Raw genomic sequence first — 19,603 nt, 5'->3', positions numbered from 1 at the left:
ATGTCAACTTTGAAAACCAACCTAAAAAAATGGTGTGCGGCGCTGGCGATCCTGCCCGTGCTGGGAGGCTGTGCCGCCACCCAGGCACTGCATGACAGCGTGGCGCTGTCGCGCAATGGCGATCTGGAGCCGGCCGTGCAACGCCTGCAGGCCGCACAGGAAAAGGCTCCGGAAGACCTGCGCCTGAAAACCGCCGTGCACCGCAAGGTCGACCTGCTGGTCAGCCAGTATCAGAAGGAGGCGCAGGCCGCGATGCAGGCAGGCGATGAAAACACCGCGCTGGCCAGGTTCCAGAGCATCCTGACGTATGACGGCGGCAATCTGCAGGCTCGTCAGGAGATCGAGCGCCTGCAGGCGCGCATGCATTTGCGCCGCGTGCTGGCACAGGCCGAGTCGATGAAGACGAGCGACCCGAAGGAAGCGCTCAAGCGCGTGCAGCAGGTGCTCGAGGAGCAGCCGTCATGGCCGCAGGCGCTGACGCTGCGCGACGCGCTGATGCGCCAGATCGCCGAGCAGGAAATGCTCTCGCCGTCGCTCGACCGTAAGTTGCGCAAGCCGGTGTCGCTGAGCTTTCGCGAGCATAACCTGATCGGCATTTTCGAGACCATTTCGCAGTTGGCGAAGGTCAACTTCATTTTCGACAGCGAAGTGCCGAAAAGCGCCACTGCGAGTATTTCGGCCAGCAATACGACCGCCGAGGACGCGATCAACCTGTTGCTGGTCACCAACCAGCTGCGCAAGAAGGTACTCAACCACAATACGCTGCTGATCTATCCGGCCAAGGCCACCAAGGAAAAGGAGTATCGCGACATTGCGGTGAAGACTTTCTTCCTGAGTCATGCGGATGGCAAATCAGTGGGCAGCGCGCTGCGCACCATGCTGAAGATCCGCGACCTGCACGTCGACGAGCGCATCAACGCCGTGGTGGTGCGCGATGTGCCTGAATCGATTGCGCTGGCCGAGCGACTGGTGCAGGCGCTCGACCGGCCCGAAGCGGAAGTTACGCTCGATGTGCAGGTACTCGAGGTCAACAGTAGTGACTTGCTCAACCTGGGGATCAAATATCCGCAGGAAATCGGCGTGGGCATCGGAAGCAAGACCGCCGAGATTCCGCTGAATCTTGTCAAGGGACTGACCTCGAACGATATGTTCGTCAATCTCGGCTCGCAAAAAGGGTTGGCGCTGAGCATGCTGCAAAAATCCGATAGCACCCAAGTGCTGGCCAATCCGCAGATTCGCGTGAAAAACGGCAAGAAGGCTGAGATCGTCATCGGCCAGCGCATCCCGGTGATCACCAACATCCTGACCGATCGCGGCGGTGCGGTGGAAAAGGTCGACATGCAGGACGTCGGCTTGAAATTCAACGTTCAGCCGACCATCAGCCTGAATGGCGAGATTTCGGTGGATGTCGACCTCACCGTCAGCAGCCTTGGCCATTACGAGGAGTCGCCGAAGAAAGCCAAGTATTACCGCGTCAACAACCGCTCGGCCAAGACCACGCTGACCGCCCGCAACAACGAGGTGCAAGTGCTCGCCGGTCTGATCAGCCGCACCGAAAAGGACGTGCGCACTGGCTTGCCGGGTGCCAGCCAGGTGCCGCTGCTCGACCGGCTGTTCGGTGCGCGCGACGGTTCGACCGAAAAGAGCGAAATCGTGCTGGTAATCACGCCGCGTATCGAGCGCGGGCTGGACTTGCCGGGCGCCCACGTCACCACGTTTCTGACCGGCAGCGAAGCCCGCCCGGGCGATGACGCGCTTTCGCTGCGCGCCACCGAGACGCCGCCGCCGCTGGCTCCGCCGGGCGACGCCGAGACGGCCCCTGCGGGACCGGGCGCCGCACCGGTGGTCGGCGCGGGGGCGGTGTCGTTGCCGCCGCCGCTGTCGGTGCCACGCGTACGAGCTGCGCAATTGGCACCTGCCTTGGCCGCGTCTCATCCGGCCACCGGGCCCGGCGCCCAGCCTGGGCACCATCGCACTGCTTTGCCGTCCACCGGCCTGCAGGCGTCACACGCCGGACAGACGGTAATGGCCGCGCAGTCCGCGCCGGCGAACAGCCGCTCGGGAGCCATGCAAACTCCTCGGGCGCCCCGGCTTGCCGAACCGGTTCGTGCGGCCAAGCGTTACGCAAGAGCCCGCAATCTGGCCACGACGTCCGCAGGCATGGTCGCTGCGCTCGACGCCTCGCGCTCAGCGGCGGTCCAGTCGTGGCGGGCCTGGCGTCAAGGCGCGACGACGGTGCACGATGTTGCGCGCGCGGCCACTCGAGCGGTTGCCGCGCGAGCGCGCACGAGCCTGGCCGGTCCGGCCCTCTCGTTGCAAGGCCCGAGCGCGCATCGCAAGGCGAAGATGTCGAACCGGCCCGCCAGTCCGGCCGGGCCTGTGTATGACGCCCGCCGCGCAGTGCCCTGGCAGCATGCGGGCGGGCCCATTCCGGGCGGCATGCTCGCGGTGCCGGGCTTGGGCTGGCCGGGCACCGATGTGGTCCGACTGCTATGACTCCGCGCCTGGCAAGCGCCGCGGCGAAGGTGCGCGGCTTCACGCTGATCGAAATCCTGGTGGCGCTCACGTTGATGGCGACGCTCGCAGCGCTCGCGCTGCCGCTGACCGAACAAACTGTTCGCCGCGAGCGGGAGACCCAGTTGCAGCGCGCGCTGCGCGAGATTCGCCAGGGGATCGATGCGTACAAGCAAGCCGCCGAGGCGGGGCGGATCGACAAATCGATCGACGACAGCGGGTATCCGCCAAGCCTCGAGGCATTGGTCGACGGCGTGCCCGACAAGACCGATCCGAACGGCCAGCGGCTGTACTTTCTGCGGCGCATCCCGCGCGATCCGACCTGCGATTGCCCCGACTTGAGCGCCGCGCACACGTGGCAGTTACGCAGCTACGGCAGTCCGGCCGATGCACCGAGCGCGGGCAAGGACGTGTTCGACGTGCTATCGAAGAGTGAAGGAGAGGGCCTCAATGGCATACCCTACAGGCAATGGTGACAAGCGAGCCCGGCGTCGGCCGCGCGCGCGGCTTGGCTTTACGCTGATCGAGCTGCTGGTGGTCATGGCGATCGTCGCCACGCTGCTCAGCCTGGCGACGCCGCGTTACTTCAGGCACACCACGCGGGCCGAGGAAGTGGTGCTCAAGCATAATCTGCGCGGCATGCGCGAGGCGCTCGACCAATATCGGCAAGACCGTGCCAAGGGACCGGAGGCGCTCGACGACCTGGTGCGCGATCGCTATCTGCGGGAGATTCCGCTCGACCCGATCACCGGCCGGCACGACACCTGGGCCACGCAGGGTGAAGCGGCGCAGGGCATTCGCGACGTGCGCAGCGGCTCGCAGAAAACCTCCAGCGAGGGCAGTCCCTATGCGCAATGGTAGGCAAACCGGACGAACGCGTGCACGGCAGGCCCAGCGTGGCATGGCGTACCTGGGCGTGCTCGTGGCGATCGCTATCGCCGGCGCCTGGCTCTACCAGGTGGCTGGCTCGCGAGCCGTCGGCGCGCAACGCGAGAAAGAGGCGCAATTGCTGTTTGCCGGCGATCAGATCGCGCGCGCCATCGGCCGCTATTACGCCAGCGGCCCGGTGCCGGGGTGCTATCCGCCCGACCTGCAGGCGCTGCTCGACGATCACCGTCTGGGCGGTGTTACGCAGCGGCATCTGCGCCATGTCTATGCCGATCCGATGACCGGCAAAACGGCCTGGGGCGAGCTGCGCGACGAACTGGGCAATCTGCGCGGGGTGTACAGCACGAGCGATGCATCGCCTTACAAACAGGCCAACTTTCCTGCCGGGTACCGCGCCTTCGCTGGCAAGCAGCATTACCGGGAATGGCATTTCCTGCCGGCCGACACGCGCGTGCCGCCGGCGCCGCCCGAAGCATGCCTGCGTCGCTCGGGTTGACCCCGGCCGCTCAAAGCGCCAGGCTGCCGACACTGGTGCCGCCACACACGTAGAGCACCTGGCCGGTGACGAAGCTGTTTTCCGGCGCGGCAAAGAACATCACCGCACGGGCCACGTCGTCGGCTTGCCCAAGGCGCTTGACAGGAATCCCGGCAGCGATTTGCGTGACTTTCTCGCTGCCCGCGGGGACGACCTCATGAAACATGTCGGTCTGGATCGGACCCGGGGCCACCACGTTCGAAGTGATGCCGTACGGTCCCAGTTCGAGAGCCCAGGTGCGTGCCATGCCCAGCATGCCCGCCTTGGTGGCCGAATACGCCGTGCGCGTGGCCAGACCGAGCGCGGCGCGCGAGGAAATCAGCACGATGCGCCCGAATCCCTGTGCCTTCATGGCCGGCAGTGCCGCTTGCGCGAGCGTGATGGCCGCGCCCAGATGCAAGTGATTGAGCGCGGCGAGATCGTCCAGCGATACCTCCGGCAGCAATGCCGGGCGGATCACGCCCGCGTTATGCACAAGCGTCGAGACCTCGAAGCGTTGCGTGACGGCCTGGGCCGCGTCGCACGTGGCGGCTGCATCGGCGAGGTCGACCTCGATCGAATGCAACTTGGGATGGGAGAAGTCGGCGCCGCGGCGGGCCAGCGAAACGACCTCGTAGCCGGCGTCAAGCAAGTGGTGGCAGATCGATTTGCCGATACCGGCGCTGCCGCCAGTGACGATGGCAACGCGGCTCATGGGCGTAATCCTGTCGATGGCATGACGGTTGGTCTCACATGAAAAGCTGGATGGAGGGCAGGGCGGCGTCGGCGTTGAGCAGGTTGACCCGCTTGCAGCGCATCATCAGCTTGCCGTCGCGCTCGACGAGTTCGTGCAGCACCGTGGCGGCGAACATCAACTGCTCGTCGCCGCGCGTCTCGGTGTAGGTCATCGGCGTGCGCAATCGGTAGCAGCCGTTATCGGCGCCGTCGACCTGCGGGCGCTGCAGCACATGCAGGCAGCGGCTCGGCGGTTGCTGTGAAAAAGCGCGCGGCTGCTTGAGCCGCTCGATGCGCAGCTTGAGCAGCAGGCGATCCTCATACATCAACGAAACGTGGTTCAGGCCGTCCTGCTGCTCGGCCGAGAGCGGAATCCAATATAGCCCGTCGTCGGTGAACAGCTCATACCAGGCGTCGAAACGCTTTTCGTCGAGCAGGCGCGCTTCGTCATAGACGAAATCAACCAACGCGTCGCGCATTGAAGCGGGAATATTCATGCGGATTTTTCTCCGGAAACGGGGCCTGGCGCCATATAGCGGGCCCAGGCACGAAACTGGTTGCGCATCGAAATTTCACTGGTGCCGTTGGCCGTGCACGGTGTCTGCGCCGCTTCATCGGCGCGGAAATCGCGGTGCAGGCTGACCCACTCGTTGCCGTCGGCATGCAATCCTTCCTGAATCGCGCGATACGCATGCAGGTCATCGTGTCCGACCACCGACATCGGGGAATTGATCAGGCGCGAGTAGTTCACGGTGCGCTGCAGCAGTTGCTCGGGAGCCCCTTTGAGACGGAACGTCCACGATTCGATCAGCGTTTGCTCGGGGCCGAGCGGGCGTACTACGCGAATCGCCTGAATCGCGCCCTTGATGGTCAGGCTCGGATAATAGACCGTGTTATGCCGCGCGGTGCCCAGCACGTCTCGCGCTTTGGCCTGCCCCCAGGCCTGCGTGAGCTGGTCTTCATAGCCGGGCACCGCCGCGTAGTTGGAGTGGATCGAGAAGTTCACGCCGGTGTAGCTATGCCCGTTGTCGAACACGCGCACCCCCATGCCGTCGAAGAATTGGTAGTCGGACACGAACGGCACGAATTGCTCGATGGCCATCGGCTTGGGCGCGTCGGGCGGCTGCCCGTCCCAGAGTTGCCTGGCGGTGCCGGCCGATGACTCATGCGCGACCATCGGATGCATCGTGTCATTGAGATTTTCGACGAACATCTTCCAGTTGCAGTTGTGCAGGTAACGCAGGCAACCTCCCGCGATTTCAAGTTCGCCCTCGGGCGAGCGGTCGGCCATGTTGTCGATCGAGGAGAGCGACTCGCCGAAATATTCCCCAAACGCCGGACCTTCGTCGGCCAGCCGGGCGAAGACGAACCCTCGGTAGACCTCGACGTGCTCGATTGCCGTGAGCCCCTTGCCTGACGGGCAGGCCGACAGCCGCGTGCCTTCGTAGCCCGCCTTGAGGGGAATCGCCAGCGGCGCGCCATCGGTTCTGTAGGTCCAGGCGTGATACGGGCACCGAAAGAACTTGCCCGTATTGCCGCTGGGGTTCGATACCAGTTTGGCGCCCTTGTGCGCGCACCGGTTCATCAGCACCCGGACGCCGCCATCGGGCTGCCTGACCAGCAGTAGCGGCCGGCGCGCGATGTCCGCGCTCAGGTAGTCGCCCGCGCCGGGTATTTGGCTCGTGTGGCCCACATAGATCCAGGTGCGCGCCCACAGGCGTTCCATTTCAAGATCGAAAATCTCCTGATCGATGTAGACGTCGCGATGCACTTGATCGGGCTCCACCAGAGCGGCAAGCGCGCGATCGTCGTCTCGGTAATGCGGCATGGCTGTCACCTCGTGGTTCGGTTCGGAATGGGGCACTGGCTCAGGCGTCAAGTACAAGGCGCGTCCCGCGTGCGCGCGAGACGCAGATCTGCATCACTTGTCCGGCCTGCTTCTCGCGCTCGCTCAGGCAGTAATCGCGATGTTCGACCGCTCCCTCGAGCACGGCCGTCTGGCATACGCCGCATTCGCCGCGCTTGCAGTCATAGAGCGGATCGAGCCCCGCATCGAGCATGGCATCGAGAATGGTTTGTTCGGGCCGCACCGACAGCACCACACCCGATTGACGCAATTCCACCTCGAAGCCGGCATCGCCGGCCCGGGGTTCAGCGGTGGTGAACAACTCGACATGAATGTCCTCGCGAGCCCAGCCGAGTGCGCTCGCCTGGGAAATCACCGCGTCGATCATTCCCTTCGGGCCGCAGACGTAAAGCGGTTGCGTGGGACGCAGCGCCGCAAGCAGGCGCGGCAACGCCAGGCGGTGCGCGGGATCGTCGTCGCCGTACAGATGCAGGCGCTCTGCGGCCAGGGCCCGCAATTCGGCCGTAAATGCCAGTTGCGCGATACTGCGTCCGCTGTAGTGCAGCGAGAAATCATGCCCCGCGGCCGCCAGCGCCGTGGCCATCGCCGTCAGCGGCGTCACGCCAATGCCGCCAGCAATCAACACGGCGTCGCGACAGGCCGTCATTGGAAAGTCGTTTTGCGGCGGGAGCACGCGCAATATGTCGCCGGCGCGCACCTCGGTGTGTAGCCAGCGCGATCCGCCGCGGCCTTGGTCCTCGCGCCGCACGGCGATCAGATAGGCGTCGGGCGCTTGTGTGGCGTGTCCGTCGATATCGAAATTGACAAGCGAATAATGACGCCATTGCCGCATGCCGCCAGGTGCGACCTCGACTTGCACGTGGGCGCCCGGGGTGAAGCCGGGCAGCGGGGCGCCATCGGCGGCGCACAGTCGCAATGCGATGATCTGCGGGCTTAACGCGCGTATGCCGTCCACGCGCAATTCAAGCGGGATCTCAGGATTGGCCGTCATCAAACTGCTCCATCTTTGTCTCCGGGCGATGCGCTCGACGCCGCTGAATAAATGTTTATATCAATATATATGAATATTCATGTAAACATTCAACAGCAAATGCATGTGCCTGTCAAGCTGCCGTGATTACGGGGGGGGGCTGGCGATGCGCTTATGGCTGGGCGCTTGAAGTCATCGCCTCAAGCCAGGCGCGAAACTGATTGCGCATGAGATCTTCACTCGTGCCGCTAATGTCGGCCGAGGCCGCTTCGCTCTGCTGCGCGCGATGCTCGCGATGCAGGCTGACCCAGGGGTTGCCGTTGCCGGCCAGCGACTTTTGCAGGGTCTCGAACACGTGGATGTCATCGTGGGCGACCATCGACATCGGCGAGAACGTCAAGCGGTTGTAGGTGAGCGTGCGGCGCAGCAGCTCCGGTGGCGCGTCCTGCGGCGCCAGCGCCCAAATTTCTACCAGTGTCCTGTCGACCGCGAGCGGCCGGATCACACGCAGTGTCTGGGGTGCGCTCTTGAGCGCCAGGGTTGGGAACAGCACGGCGTTTTGCGGCGTGAAGCTCAATACTTCGTGCGCGCGCTGCTGGCCATGCGCGCGGCACAGCGCATCTTCATAACCGGGCAAGGCGTCATACCCTGAGTGGATGCTGGCCCGGGTGCCGAGAATGCAGTGCCCCTGCGGGTAGACGCGCGCGCCAGCCTGTTGGAAAAAGTCGTAGCCTGCGCCGAATGGCAGCAGTTGCTCGAGTGCCATGGGACGTGGCTGGTGCGCCGGCCATTCGCTTGCGACCTCACGCGCCGGCTGCCAGGCCGACTCATGGGTCGAGACGGGGTGCACGGCATCGATGACGTTTTCAAGGTAGATCTTCCAGTTGCACTGCATCACGCTGCGCAGGCAGCCGCCGCTCACGCGCAATTCGCCGGCAGGCGAGCGGTCGGCCAGGTTATCGAAAACGGCCAGCATGGCACCGGCATAGTCCTCGAAAGAGCGACCCTCGGACGCCAGGCGCGCAAACACAAAACCGCGATAGACAGCGGTGGCGACGTTGGTCAGCCCGGCACCGGCCTCGCACTCGTGCAGCCGCGTGCCTTCATAACCATTGCGCAACGGCACGCCCAGGGGTTTGCCGTCGGTTTTGTAAGTCCAGGCGTGATAGGGGCAACGCAAAAATTTCCCGGCGTTGCCCGAGGCGCACGAGAGCACCATCGCACCCTTGTGCGCGCAGCGGTTGAGCAGCACGCGCACCGTGCCGTCCCCCTGCCGGATCATGATGACGGGCTGATCGGCCAGTGTGGTCGTCAGGTAATCACCGGCCGCGGGAGTCTGGCTGGTGTGCCCCACGTATAGCCAGGCGCGGGCAAACAGTCGTTCGGCTTCGAGTGCGAACAGCTCTGCGTCGAGATAGACGTCGCGATGCACGCGGTCGGCATCGATCAAGGTGCGAATGGCGTCGGGGCAGTCGCGATACGAGATTGAATTCATGATTGCATTGCGAGTGAGACGCCGCTTTGCGCGCGAGCGACGAAGCGGCAAACAGGGCTGGCGACATGCGCCGCGCAGCCGGTTTCTTCGACCAGTACAGGACCTTCGAAAAGCATGGCGGCGACGCTGCCGAGCATGCCGGCAATGGGAGCGCACACTGGACGTGCGGCCTTGCCATGTCCCTGCGCGAAGGGACTGTTGTGCACGGTCAGGTCCAGCCGGTCTGCGCCGAGACTCATGTGCCAACGCCCCCAGCCCAGGCCGGCGGCCGTGTCGCACATCGTGTCGAGCAGGGCGGTGCCTCGGTCGAGGCTTGCATAAGCGCGCACGCTTCGCCCGCCGTTGCGTTCGGTGGAAGTCGCAAGGGCCGCCAGCACGCGCTGCCGGGTCTTCCCGTCGAGCTCGTGCAGCGCGCCCATCAGTACATCGGGCCGCATCAGCACGTAGCGCCGCTGTCCATCGCGAATTTCACCGGCCGCGGTATCGAACACCAGCCGTTGCACGATAGCGCTCATGCAACCTGCTCCACGATGCGCTGTTCGTGAGGCAAGGTCTCCGGCGTGAAGCACAGCGACAACGCCGTGATGCCGCCGAGCAGCACCAGATAGACTGCCACCGGCCAGGCCTGGCGATAATGAGCCAGCAGCGCGGTAGCCACCACGGGCGACAGGCCGCCGCCCAGCACGGACGACACCTCGCGCCCGAGTCCGAGGCCGGAATAGCGAACGCCGGTGGGAAACAGTTCGCTCATATAGGCGGGTTGGGCGCCTTCGAGCGCGCCAAGCACGACGCCGTTGGCCAGCACGAACGCCAGCACGATCAGCCACGGGTGGCCCGTGTGAATCAGCCGAAAAAACGGAAACGCCACGGCCATGATGCCCAGCGCGCCGAACGCATAAACCGGGCGTCGACCGATACGGTCCGACAGATGGCCAAACCATAGCGCGGCCGGTATCAGCAGCACCATCGAGGCAGTCACCGCGCCGAGCAGCAGGGTGTTGGGCAGGCCAAGGAATTTGCCATAGGCCAGTGAAAATGCAAAGAACACATACGAGGCGCCGCCCTCGCCGAAGCGCAATCCCATCACCATCAGCAATTGCCGGGGGTGGCGCCGGATCACTTCGAGCAACGGCGTGCGCACGCGCTCGCCCGCGTCGGCGACCCTGACGAATTCCGCGCTTTCCGGAATCCGCGTGCGCACGTAAATGCCGAGCACGATGATCAGCACGCTGGCCAGAAACGGCAGCCGCCAGCCCCATGCCATGAAGGCCTCGTGCGACAGCGACTGGGTCAGCAGAAAGGCAAACGACGACAACACGAACCCCAGCGTGGCGCCGGCCGGACTCCAGGCGCAGAGAAAGCCGCGCCGCGCGGGCGGGGCGTTCTCGCTGATCACCAGGATGCTGCCGCTCCATTCGCCGCCGGCGGCCAGACCTTGCACCACTCGCAACGCAATCAGCAAAGCCGGCGCCCAGACACCGATGCGCGCATAGGTGGGTAGCAAGCCCATGGCGAAGGTGGCGCAGCCCATTGCCATAAAGGTCAGCATCAACACTCGCTTGCGGCCGATGCGATCGCCCAGGTGTCCGCATACCACGCCGCCGATGGGGCGGGCAATGAAGCCGACGGTGAAGCCGCCGAAAGCGAGGATGGTGCCGATCAGCGGATCTGCGCCGACCGGAAAGAAAAGCCTGCCAAACACCAGCGCGGCGGCCGTGCCGTACAGAAAAAAGTCGTACCACTCGAGCGCCTGGCCTACCACCGAGGTGAGCACGGTTCGCCGCAAGGCGGCGCCGGGCACGGGGACGGGGGTCGGGACGGATGCAACCGTTGTTTCAAAACCCATCTTTGTCTCCTTGGGAAAGGGTAATGCTGAAAATACACGGCAGATCGCTGAACCCGGGATGCCTGGCCGAGGGCTGGCACCCACTGTTTGTTTTTATTGATGGCGACGATAGATTCTGCGTGATACATTTGTCAAATGAATGTTAAAAATGGAAATCATGAATGAAAAGAATTTGAATTCGGTCGATTTGAATCTGCTGCGCGTGTTTCTCGCGATCTGGGAGTCAGGCAGCCTGACGGTCGCCGGTGAGCATTTGGGCCTGACCCAGCCGGCCATGAGCCATGCGCTGGCGCGCCTGCGCCGCTTGCTGGACGATCCGCTGTTCGTGCGCACGCCCGCCGGGATGGAGCCGACGGCAACCGCCGAGCGGCTGTTCGAGCCGATCAACACAGCGCTGGCCTTGATTCGCACCACGTTGCAGGCCCAGGAACATTTCGATCCGCGCACGGCCGCGCGAGCCTTCCGGCTGGCGATGTCGGATATGTCGGAGTTCTTCTTTTTGCCGCCCTTGCTGGCGCGCCTGGAGCAGGAAGCGCCAGGCGTGAAGCTGGAGGTCCTGCAAGTGCCGGTGGACAGGCTGGCCGATGCGTTGCGCTCGCGCGAGATCGATTTGGCGATCGGCTATCTGCCGGGACTGGAGCGCAACTGTGCGACGCAGCACCTGTTCAGCGACAGCCACGTGTGCATGGTGCGGGCGCGCCATCCGCAGGCGGGCCGCAAGCTGACGCTGGCCACGCTATTGAAAATGAAGCACGTGTTCGTGCCGTCGAATGCAACCGGCCATCGCATGGTCGAGCAGTGGCTCATGGAAAGTGGAGTGCATCGTCATATCGTATTGCGCTTGCCGCACTTTACCGTCGCGCCGGAAATCGTTCGCGGCACCGATCTGGCCGTGCTCCTGCCGCGCAGCATCGCCGAGCGCTTCAATCGGGGGCGCGCCTATCGCTTGCTGGAAATCCCGGTGGCGCTGCCGAGCATCGACGTCAACGTGTATTGGCATCCGCGCTTTGACGCCGATCAGGCGGTGGGATGGCTGCGCGATTTGCTGCTGGAGATGTTCGGCAAGTGATGCCATGGCCCGGTGCGATCGCCGCGTCCGCGGTGTCGCGTCTTCTTCGTGCGAAGACGCCCTGGCTGTCGCGGCAGCCTGCTAGAATGGTCCATCGCCTGACGGTGCCGGCTCGCTGGAGCCGGCTATCCCGCATCTGTGACTTACCGCTCGGCGGCGCCGCCCGGTCGCGCGCCCGCCAGGTTTGCCGCCGGCAGATCGCCGGCGTTCTTTGCTAGGAGAGACAGCATGGCGCTATATCCCACCCGTAACACCCTCCCCGAGGAAATTCGTTTGCAATCGATCAATCTGCTCGGCCAGTCCCTGGCGACGGCGATCGATGTGCAACGTCATGCCAAGCAAGCCCATTGGAATGTGCATGGACCCAACTTCATCGCCTTGCATCTGCTGTTCGATGAAGTGCATGGCGCATCGCTCGAGTGGGCCGATCTGTGTGCCGAGCGTATTGTCGCGCTGGGCGGCACGGCCGACGGACGCGTCGAGCATGTTGCCAAGACGACTCCGCTCAACCCGTATCCGCTGCAAGTCAAGGACGGCGCCGAACACGTGTTCGCACTGGCCGCCGCGTTGGCTGCCTTCGGCGAGCAGGTGCGCGGAGCGATCAAGGCGTCGGCCGATTTCGACGATCCGACGACGTCCGATCTATTCACCGAAATCTCGCGCGGTGTCGACGAGTATTTGTGGAAAGTCGAAGCGCATCACCGCTCCAATTGATCCGTTGCTGCCGGGCGTGGGCCCGGCAGCCGACTCGCCGGCAAGGAAACCCCGATGACCGTTCGGAATCTGGATATTCTGTTCAAACCGCGTTCGGTGGCTGTGATCGGCGCGTCCAGGCGAACGCAAAGTGTCGGTGCGACGGTGCTGCACAATATGCTGCATGGCGGTTACACCGGAATGATCTATCCGGTCAATCCGAAATATGACCGTCTGGCCGGGCAAAAGAACTATCGCAGCATCGCCGCGCTGCCCGAAGCGCCCGACCTGGCAGTCATCTGTACGCCGCCGGCGACGATCCCGGGCCTGATCGCCGAACTGGGCCGGCGCGGCACGCGCTCGGCGGTGGTGCTCACCGCAGGTCTGGCGCGTGACAAGGACGCGCCAGAGCGCGCTCTGCAAGCGGCCATGCTGGCGGCGGCCAAACCACACCTGCTGCGCATTCTCGGGCCCAACTCGGTGGGTATGCTGGTGCCAGGAATCGGCTTGAACGCCAGTTTTGCCCATACGAATGCGCTGCCCGGCAAGTTGGCGTTTCTTTCGCAATCCGGCGCATTGACCACGGCGATGCTCGACTGGGCGCGCACCAAGGGCATCGGCTTTTCTCATTTCGTCTCGCTGGGCGATCTGGCCGATATCGATTTCGGCGACATGCTGGATTATCTCGCCAACGACGCCGGTACCAGCGCGATTCTGCTGTATATCGAGTCAATTCGCGATGCGCGCAAATTCATGTCGGCCGCCCGGGCTGCCTCGCGCAACAAACCGGTCGTGGTCGTCAAGTCGGGCCGCGGACCGGAGACAGCGCATGCGGTTGCCTCGCATACCGGGGCCCTGACGGCCGGCGACGACGTCTACGACGCGGCGTTCCGCCGCGCCGGCATGTTGCGCGCCAACACGCTCGAGGAATTGTTTTCCGCGGCCGAAATGCTCGCACGCCTCAAACCGCTGGCCGGCGAGGGTCTGGGCATCATGGCCAACGGCGGCGGACCGGGCTTGCTGGCCACCGATGCGCTGGTGCTCGGCGGCGGCCGGCTGGCCGCGTTCGAGACCTCGACGCTGGCGCGCATCGACACGCTGCTGCCGGCTTCGCTGGCACGCGCCAATCCGGTCGATATCGGTGGAGATGCCTCCGCGGACCGCTTCTCGGGGGTGCTGGAGGCACTCTCCCAAGATCCGAACACTGGCGCGGTGCTGCTGATTCACGCGCCATCGGCGCTGCTCGACAGCGACGCGCTGGCCCAGACGCTCGCGCCGATCATCCGCAATGCACGGCGCAACGTTTTTACCAACTGGCTGGGCGGTGAAGCGGCCGAGACGGCTCGAAGGATTTCGCGTGAAGCGGGCGCTTTGACGTTCGATACGCCGGAGCGGGCCGTGCAGGCGTTCCAGGCCGCCGTCGATTACCGGCGCAACCAGCAGATGCTGATGGAAGTGCCACCGTCAGTCGCGCAATCGTTCGTGCCGGATATCGCGGCTGTGCGCAAGCTGGTCGAGCAGGCGCTGTTCGACGGGCGGGAAGCACTGGGCGAGCCCGAAGCCATGGCGGTGCTGTCAGCCTATGACATCCCGGTGGTGGAGACGCGCGTTGCCCAGACGCCCGAGCAAGTTGCCGAGTTGGCGCAAGCGATCGGTTTTCCGGTTGTGGTCAAGTTGATTTCGCCGGACCTCACACACAAGTCCGATGTCGGCGGCGTGGTGTTGGACATCCGCTCGCAAGCACAAGCCAGCATGGCCGCGCGGCAGATTGTCGAGCGCGTGCGCCTGCATCGCCCGGGCGCGCGCGTCGTGGGTTTTAGCGTGCAGCGCATGGCCGAAAGCGAGAGCGGGTTTGAATTGATCCTCGGCATGGCGACCGATCCGGTATTCGGGCCGGTGATTCTGTTCGGGCAGGGCGGCGTGGCGGTCGAGGCGATCGGCGATCGCGCCATCGGCCTGCCGCCGCTCAATCTGACGCTCGCGCGCGAACTGGTGTCGCGCGCGCGCATCAGCAAGTTGCTCGCCGGCTATCGGCACTGGCCGGCGGCCGACCACGAGGCGATCTACCTGACGCTGGTCAAACTCTCGCAACTGGTGTGCGACGTGCCGGAGATCGCCGAGCTCGATATCAACCCGCTGCGGGCCGACGCGCATGGCGTGCTGGCGCTCGATGCGCGTATCGTCGTGCGTCCGGCGCCGGCGCCCGGTCAGGCGCGCCTGGCGATCCGGCCTTATCCGAAGCAGTTGGAGAGCCGTCTCGAGTCGAATGGGCAAACCATTGTTTTCCGGCCGATCCGCCCGGAAGATACGCAGGCCTATAACGATCTGTTTTCTTCAATGACGGCAGAAGACGTGCACTTCCGCTACTTCGGCCTGATCCGCTCGCTGTCGCGCTCCCAACTGGCGCGTACCACGCAGATCGACTATGACCGCGCGATGTCGTTCGTCGCCATGGCGCCTGGCGACGTACCGGGCACGGAGCGCATGCTGGGCATCGCGCAGGCCATCGTGGACCCTGATAATTTCTGTGCCGAATATGCGATCACGGTGCGCTCCGACTTGCAGGGCAAGGGGCTGGGGCGCATTCTGACCACCAAAATGATCGACTATTGCCGTCAGCGCGGCACGGCGGAAATGGTCGTCTACATCCTCGCCGATAATCGGCGCATGCTCACGCTGGCGCGTCACCTCGGGTTCGGCGAAACCGAAAGCGAAGGCGACGGCGTGTTGCGGCTGACGCTGAGACTGCAGCACTGACGTGCCGCAGGTGATCAAACATCCCCCAGGAGAAAGCGGACAATGCTGGTGAATTGCGCGGCCTATCAAGATGGCCGCAAGCTCGCTGATATTCAGCCGAACGACATCAACACCTATCTGAGCCGGCCTGGCTGCTTCGTCTGGGTTGCGCTATGCGACATCGAACCTGGCGAGCTGGCACATATGCAGCGGCAATTCGGGCTGCATGACCTGGCGGTCGAAGACGCCACGCATGGCCACCAGCGCGCCAAGATCGATGAGTACGGCGAATCGTTATTTGCCGTGCTGCACGTGATCGACCGGCAGGACGACGGCGAGCTGACGCAAGGCGAAATCGACATCTTCACCGGGCCCGACTACGTGCTGACGGTGCGCCACGGCACCCGGCAGAATTTCAAGGATGTGCGTGCGCGTTGCGAACACGATCCGGACCTGCTCAAGCAGGGGCCGGGCTTCGTGCTGTATGCGCTGATGGACAGCGTGGTCGACCGGTACTTTCCGCTGCTGGAGGATCTCGGCGCTGAAGTCGACGACATCGAGGACCGTCTTTTCGTCAAGGCAGACACGCGCGCGTCGCGCGCCGTGATCGAAGACATGTATGCCGTCAAGCGTCGGCTGATGCTGCTGCAACACACCTGCGCACCGCTGCTCGACGCCGTCGGCAAGCTATGTGGCGGTCGCGTGCCGGCGATCTGTCAGGGCATGCAGGATTACTTTCGCGACGTGCAGGACCATCTGCAACGCATCAGCAAGGTCATCGAGGGGCGTCGCGATATGCTGACTACGGCCTTGCAGGTGAATCTGGGCATGATCTCCCTGGCCGAGAGCGAGATCACCAAGCGGCTTGGCGCATTCGCCGCGCTGTTCGCCGTGCCGACCATGATCGCGGGCATCTACGGCATGAATTTCCGCGACATCCCGGAACTCCATGCAACTTACGGCTACCCGATTTGCCTGTTGGCGATGCTGGGGATCGATTTGTTCCTGTGGTGGCGTTTCAAGAAGGTGGGCTGGCTGTAGCGGCGCCGCGGTGCCAGCCCAATGGCTTGACGTCAGTGCGCGCCGCGCCGCCAGGCCACACTCAGGCCGTAGCCGAGAGCCGAGAGCAGGGTGATCCAGAAACTGCTCGGCCAGTCGGTGTAGAAGGCGAGCGTGATGCCCAGCCATGCCTCGATCACGGCCAGCAGCGCCGCACAGGCCACTCCGCTGCCCAGACGGGAGGTGAAATTCTGCGCCGCGGCGGCCGGCCCGACCATCAGCGTGAACACCAGCAACACGCCGACGATCTGCGTGCACTCGGCCACCGCCAGCGCGACGATCGACAGGAACAGCACCGACACCAGCCGCAGCGACACGCCCTTGGCTTCGGCCAGTTCCGGCTGCAGCGAGGCAAACACCAGCGGCCGCGCAATCACCGCGAGCGCCAGCAGGCTGACGATGCCGAGCACTGTCAGGATGCGCAGCGTCGATGCGCTCACGCCGAGCACATTGCCGAACAGCAAGCTGGTGACCTGGGTCGCGTAAGACGTAAAGAAATGCAGAAACAGCAGCCCGAAGCCGAGCGACAGCGAGAGAATCAGTCCGATCGCGACATCTCGCCCGGCCAGCCGCTCGCCGAGCAGCCCCATGCCAATGCCGGCCGCGAGCGTGAAACCGATCAGACCCCAGATGGGCGAGATGCCGATCAGCACCGCGCCGGTGGCCCCGGTGAACCCGACATGCGAGAGTGCATGGCCCGCGAACGTCTGCCCGCGCATGACCAGGAAAAAGCCGACCGTGCCGGCGACCAGCGCGACGATGCCCGCCGCGGCGAACGCGCTGATCATGAAGTCATACTGAAAGATGCTGGGCATGGCGGGTATCAACCTGCTTCGTGATGTTGGTGGCGATGCGCATCGGCATCGCCGTGTGCGTCGTCGTGTTCCTGGCCGCTTTCGTGCTGGTGATCGTGTTTCTCGATCTCGACGCCGCCGGACATGACAAAAATCCGGCCGTTGACCCGCATCACGTCGATCGGCGCGCCGTACAGGCGGGACAGCACCGGACCGGTAATGACCTCGGCCACCGGGCCGAGCGCGGCATCGCCGTTGCCCAGATACAGCACGCGATCGAGCGCGCCGAGCAGCGGGTTGAGTTCATGAGCGCTGAACAGCACGGTGATGTCGAGCTCGCGCTGGATGCGCCGCACCAGCTCGACCACGCTGGCCTGATGGTTCGGGTCCAGGCTGATGAGCGGCTCGTCGAGCAGCAACAGCTTCGGTTCGCCGAGCAGGCACTGCGCCAGCAAGAGGCGCTGGCGCTCGCCGCCCGAGAGCTCGGCCAGCGGCCGGTCGGCGAGCCGTTGCGCGCCCACGATCGCCAGCGCGTGCTCGATCGCCGCGCGTGCGGCCCGGTCCAGATGCGGCACGCCCCAGCGGTGCCCGTCGGCCGCGCACGCCACGAAGTCGCGCCCGCGCAGCCGGCGTCCGGCCATCGTGCTGCGCACTTGCGGCATGTAGCCGATGTCCGCATTGCCGCGCGCAACCGGCTTGCCCAGCACACGGATCTCCCCGGCGTCAGGCGCCACCAGGCCGAGCAACGCGCGCATCAGGGTCGTTTTGCCGGCGCCGTTGGGCCCCAGCACGCCGATGAATTCGCCTTGGCCGATCGACAGGCTGACGTCGCGCAGGATGACGCGCCGGCCGTGCGCCAGCCTTACGTGGGCCAGTTCGATCGTGGCGGGATTGTCCAGGTTCACCGCGCTGCTCCATGCAGCGCCGCGTCGAGTTCGTTCAACTGCTGCAGCATCCATTGCTGATAAGACAGGCCGGCCGGCTGGGTCTCGGTGACATGCACCGCCGGTACGCCGCTTTGTTCGGCCAGGCGCAGCATGCGACGGGTCAGATCGTCGCTTGCCTGGCTGTTGTAGATAAGCGCCTTGACGCGCCGCTGACGCAGATCCTGTTCGAACGCCGCGATGTCTGCCGCGCTGGCCTCGGTGCCGTTCATCGCTGCCATCTGGAAGCGCGTGTTGCGCATCGTCAGGCCGAGCGCCTTGGCCATTTCGCCGAACACCGGTTCGGTCGCGGTGATCGGCGTGCCGTGATAACGGGCGCGCATCGCGGCGACCTTCGCGTCGAGCGGCGTGAGCGAATCAAGGAATGCGACCAGGCGCTGATCGTAATCGGCCGCGTGCGCCGGATCGGCCTGCTTGAGGTAGGCCGTGACGGCCCTCGCTACCGTCGGCATGGCGGCCGGCGAGTACCACAGATGGGGGTTGTCTCCGGGCCGTTTGCCAAGCAGCGCGGCGGCCACGATGCTAACGCGGTGCGGCGCCTTCGATGCGGCCAGCAGTTTGTTCATCCAGGGATCGTAGGCGGCGCCGTTGTATACCACGAGCCTGGCTTGCGACAGCGCGCGCGCGGTTTTGGGACTGGCCTCGAACAGGTGCGGATCCTGGTCCGGGTTGCGCAAGATGCTGGTCACGGCCACATGGGTGCCGCCGAGCTGCTGCACGACGTCGCCGTAGAAATTCTCGGCCGCGACCACCGGCAGCGGGCCAGGTGCATCGTTTGCGCGACCGGGGCCGGGCGCGCAGATCAGTACCATGGCGCAGAGCGTGGCGAATATTTGCTTCAAATGAATTCTTTGCATCGGGAAAGGTCCGGGCGATCAGGGTTTGTGATGCGAGTGGCTATGCTTGCAATCGCCGCAAATGCCGCTGAGTTCCACCACCTGGCGATGCACCTCGAAGCCTTGAGCGGGTTGGCTGTGCGAGAGCTTGTCGGCCAGTTCGGTGCCGGGTATCTCCAGCGCGTGCCCGCATTCCTCGCAAATCAGAAATTGCCCCTCGTGCGGCTCACCCAGCTCGCAGCACGCGAAAAACGCATTCCTGGACTCGATCCGGTGGATAAACCCGTTCTCGACCAGGAAGTCGAGCGCGCGGTACACCGTGGTCGGGGGGACCGGCCCGCGCTGCGGCGCAAGCGCCGCCAGCAGTTCGTAGGCGCCGATCGGACGCTCGGCGGCCAGCACCAGCTCATAGACTTGCCGGCGCAACGTGGTGAAAGCAAGCCCGCGTTGTGCGGCGATGGCTTCGGCGCGGGCAAGACGATCTTGGATATTCGCGGGCATGGCGGCTCCCAGGAAGGCATTACGGCAGAGGTCGACATGATATAACGTATCAAATTAGTTGGCAAAAATTCTTTTTCTGCCGCAAGCAATGCACCGGAATCTTTCGAGGATCAAGAAGAATTCACGAAGCGGGCATACGGAT

At 64.6% G+C, this 19,603-nt stretch carries 19 protein-coding genes; 8 read left to right on the top strand and 11 right to left on the bottom strand.

Annotation, left to right across the window (positions count from 1 at the left end; all coding sequences use genetic code 11):
• From EPN80_RS15040 to EPN80_RS15025, 4 genes are read left to right on the top strand one after another with little or no spacing between them, the layout of a single operon-like run.
• The gene (locus tag EPN80_RS15040; protein ID WP_293028884.1) at nucleotides 1-2,496 is read left to right on the top strand and encodes a secretin N-terminal domain-containing protein; all 2,496 of its coding nucleotides are present in this window, start codon (nucleotides 1-3) and stop codon (nucleotides 2,494-2,496) included.
• Nucleotides 2,493-2,990, top strand: coding sequence for a type II secretion system protein (locus EPN80_RS15035; protein ID WP_293028881.1), 498 nt, complete (start codon nucleotides 2,493-2,495; stop codon nucleotides 2,988-2,990). The genes EPN80_RS15040 and EPN80_RS15035 overlap by 4 nt, the downstream gene beginning before the upstream one ends.
• Nucleotides 2,965-3,375 carry a type II secretion system protein gene (locus EPN80_RS15030; protein ID WP_293028879.1) on the top strand — a complete coding sequence of 137 codons (411 nt, stop codon included), beginning with the start codon at nucleotides 2,965-2,967 and terminating at the stop codon, nucleotides 3,373-3,375. The genes EPN80_RS15035 and EPN80_RS15030 overlap by 26 nt, the downstream gene beginning before the upstream one ends.
• A 40-nt stretch (nucleotides 3,376-3,415) precedes the next feature.
• Complete coding sequence (locus tag EPN80_RS15025) at nucleotides 3,416-3,898, top strand: type II secretion system protein (protein ID WP_293028877.1); 483 nt, start codon at nucleotides 3,416-3,418, stop codon at nucleotides 3,896-3,898.
• A gap of 10 nt (nucleotides 3,899-3,908) precedes the next feature.
• Here EPN80_RS15025 and EPN80_RS15020 read toward each other — a convergent pair whose 3' ends face one another.
• The 7 genes from EPN80_RS15020 to EPN80_RS14990 form a co-directional block, all read right to left on the bottom strand.
• Nucleotides 3,909-4,631, bottom strand: coding sequence for an SDR family oxidoreductase (locus EPN80_RS15020; RefSeq protein WP_293028874.1), 723 nt, complete (start codon nucleotides 4,629-4,631; stop codon nucleotides 3,909-3,911).
• Nucleotides 4,632-4,665: 34 nt separating this feature from the next.
• On the bottom strand, nucleotides 4,666-5,148 hold the full coding sequence (locus EPN80_RS15015) for an aromatic-ring-hydroxylating dioxygenase subunit beta (protein WP_293028872.1): 483 nt from the start codon (nucleotides 5,146-5,148) through the stop codon (nucleotides 4,666-4,668).
• Nucleotides 5,145-6,479, bottom strand: coding sequence for an aromatic ring-hydroxylating dioxygenase subunit alpha (locus EPN80_RS15010; protein WP_293028870.1), 1,335 nt, complete (start codon nucleotides 6,477-6,479; stop codon nucleotides 5,145-5,147). Before EPN80_RS15010 ends, EPN80_RS15015 begins: the two co-directional genes overlap by 4 nt.
• Before the next feature lie 40 nt (nucleotides 6,480-6,519).
• A complete protein-coding gene (locus EPN80_RS15005; protein WP_293028867.1) occupies nucleotides 6,520-7,509 on the bottom strand; it encodes a 2Fe-2S iron-sulfur cluster-binding protein in 990 nt (329 codons plus the stop codon).
• Between the two features lie 151 nt (nucleotides 7,510-7,660).
• Entirely contained in the window at nucleotides 7,661-8,983 is a 1,323-nt protein-coding gene (locus tag EPN80_RS15000; RefSeq protein WP_293028864.1) for an aromatic ring-hydroxylating dioxygenase subunit alpha, read from the bottom strand.
• Nucleotides 8,980-9,498, bottom strand: coding sequence for a 4-vinyl reductase (locus tag EPN80_RS14995; protein WP_293028860.1), 519 nt, complete (start codon nucleotides 9,496-9,498; stop codon nucleotides 8,980-8,982). The genes EPN80_RS15000 and EPN80_RS14995 overlap by 4 nt, the downstream gene beginning before the upstream one ends.
• On the bottom strand, nucleotides 9,495-10,829 hold the full coding sequence (locus EPN80_RS14990; protein WP_293028857.1) for an MFS transporter: 1,335 nt from the start codon (nucleotides 10,827-10,829) through the stop codon (nucleotides 9,495-9,497). Before EPN80_RS14990 ends, EPN80_RS14995 begins: the two co-directional genes overlap by 4 nt.
• Before the next feature lie 157 nt (nucleotides 10,830-10,986).
• On the opposite strand from EPN80_RS14990, the gene EPN80_RS14985 reads away from it, so the two are divergent.
• From EPN80_RS14985 to EPN80_RS14970, 4 genes are all read left to right on the top strand, one after another.
• Entirely contained in the window at nucleotides 10,987-11,898 is a 912-nt protein-coding gene (locus tag EPN80_RS14985; RefSeq protein WP_293028855.1) for a LysR family transcriptional regulator, read from the top strand.
• Nucleotides 11,899-12,126: 228 nt separating this feature from the next.
• Entirely contained in the window at nucleotides 12,127-12,612 is a 486-nt protein-coding gene (gene dps, locus EPN80_RS14980) for a DNA starvation/stationary phase protection protein Dps (protein WP_293028852.1), read from the top strand.
• A gap of 54 nt (nucleotides 12,613-12,666) precedes the next feature.
• Nucleotides 12,667-15,348, top strand: coding sequence for a bifunctional acetate--CoA ligase family protein/GNAT family N-acetyltransferase (locus EPN80_RS14975; RefSeq protein WP_293028850.1), 2,682 nt, complete (start codon nucleotides 12,667-12,669; stop codon nucleotides 15,346-15,348).
• Nucleotides 15,349-15,390: 42 nt separating this feature from the next.
• A complete protein-coding gene (locus EPN80_RS14970) occupies nucleotides 15,391-16,368 on the top strand; it encodes a magnesium and cobalt transport protein CorA (RefSeq protein ID WP_293028847.1) in 978 nt (325 codons plus the stop codon).
• A 32-nt stretch (nucleotides 16,369-16,400) separates the two neighbouring features.
• Here EPN80_RS14970 and EPN80_RS14965 read toward each other — a convergent pair whose 3' ends face one another.
• From EPN80_RS14965 to EPN80_RS14950, 4 genes are all read right to left on the bottom strand, one after another.
• Entirely contained in the window at nucleotides 16,401-17,192 is a 792-nt protein-coding gene (locus EPN80_RS14965; protein ID WP_293029143.1) for a metal ABC transporter permease, read from the bottom strand.
• Between the two features lie 17 nt (nucleotides 17,193-17,209).
• Nucleotides 17,210-18,085, bottom strand: coding sequence for an ATP-binding cassette domain-containing protein (locus EPN80_RS14960; protein ID WP_293028844.1), 876 nt, complete (start codon nucleotides 18,083-18,085; stop codon nucleotides 17,210-17,212).
• On the bottom strand, nucleotides 18,082-18,936 hold the full coding sequence (locus EPN80_RS14955) for a metal ABC transporter solute-binding protein (protein WP_293029141.1): 855 nt from the start codon (nucleotides 18,934-18,936) through the stop codon (nucleotides 18,082-18,084). Before EPN80_RS14955 ends, EPN80_RS14960 begins: the two co-directional genes overlap by 4 nt.
• A 63-nt stretch (nucleotides 18,937-18,999) precedes the next feature.
• Entirely contained in the window at nucleotides 19,000-19,461 is a 462-nt protein-coding gene (locus EPN80_RS14950) for a Fur family transcriptional regulator (protein ID WP_293028842.1), read from the bottom strand.
• Nucleotides 19,462-19,603 lie beyond the last annotated feature (142 nt).

The sequence above is a fragment of the Pandoraea sp. genome, from assembly GCF_004297875.1.
GTDB lineage: Bacteria > Pseudomonadota > Gammaproteobacteria > Burkholderiales > Burkholderiaceae > Pandoraea.
Note: the sequence above shows the minus strand (reverse complement) of the source record. Positions and strands in the feature narration are given on the sequence as shown.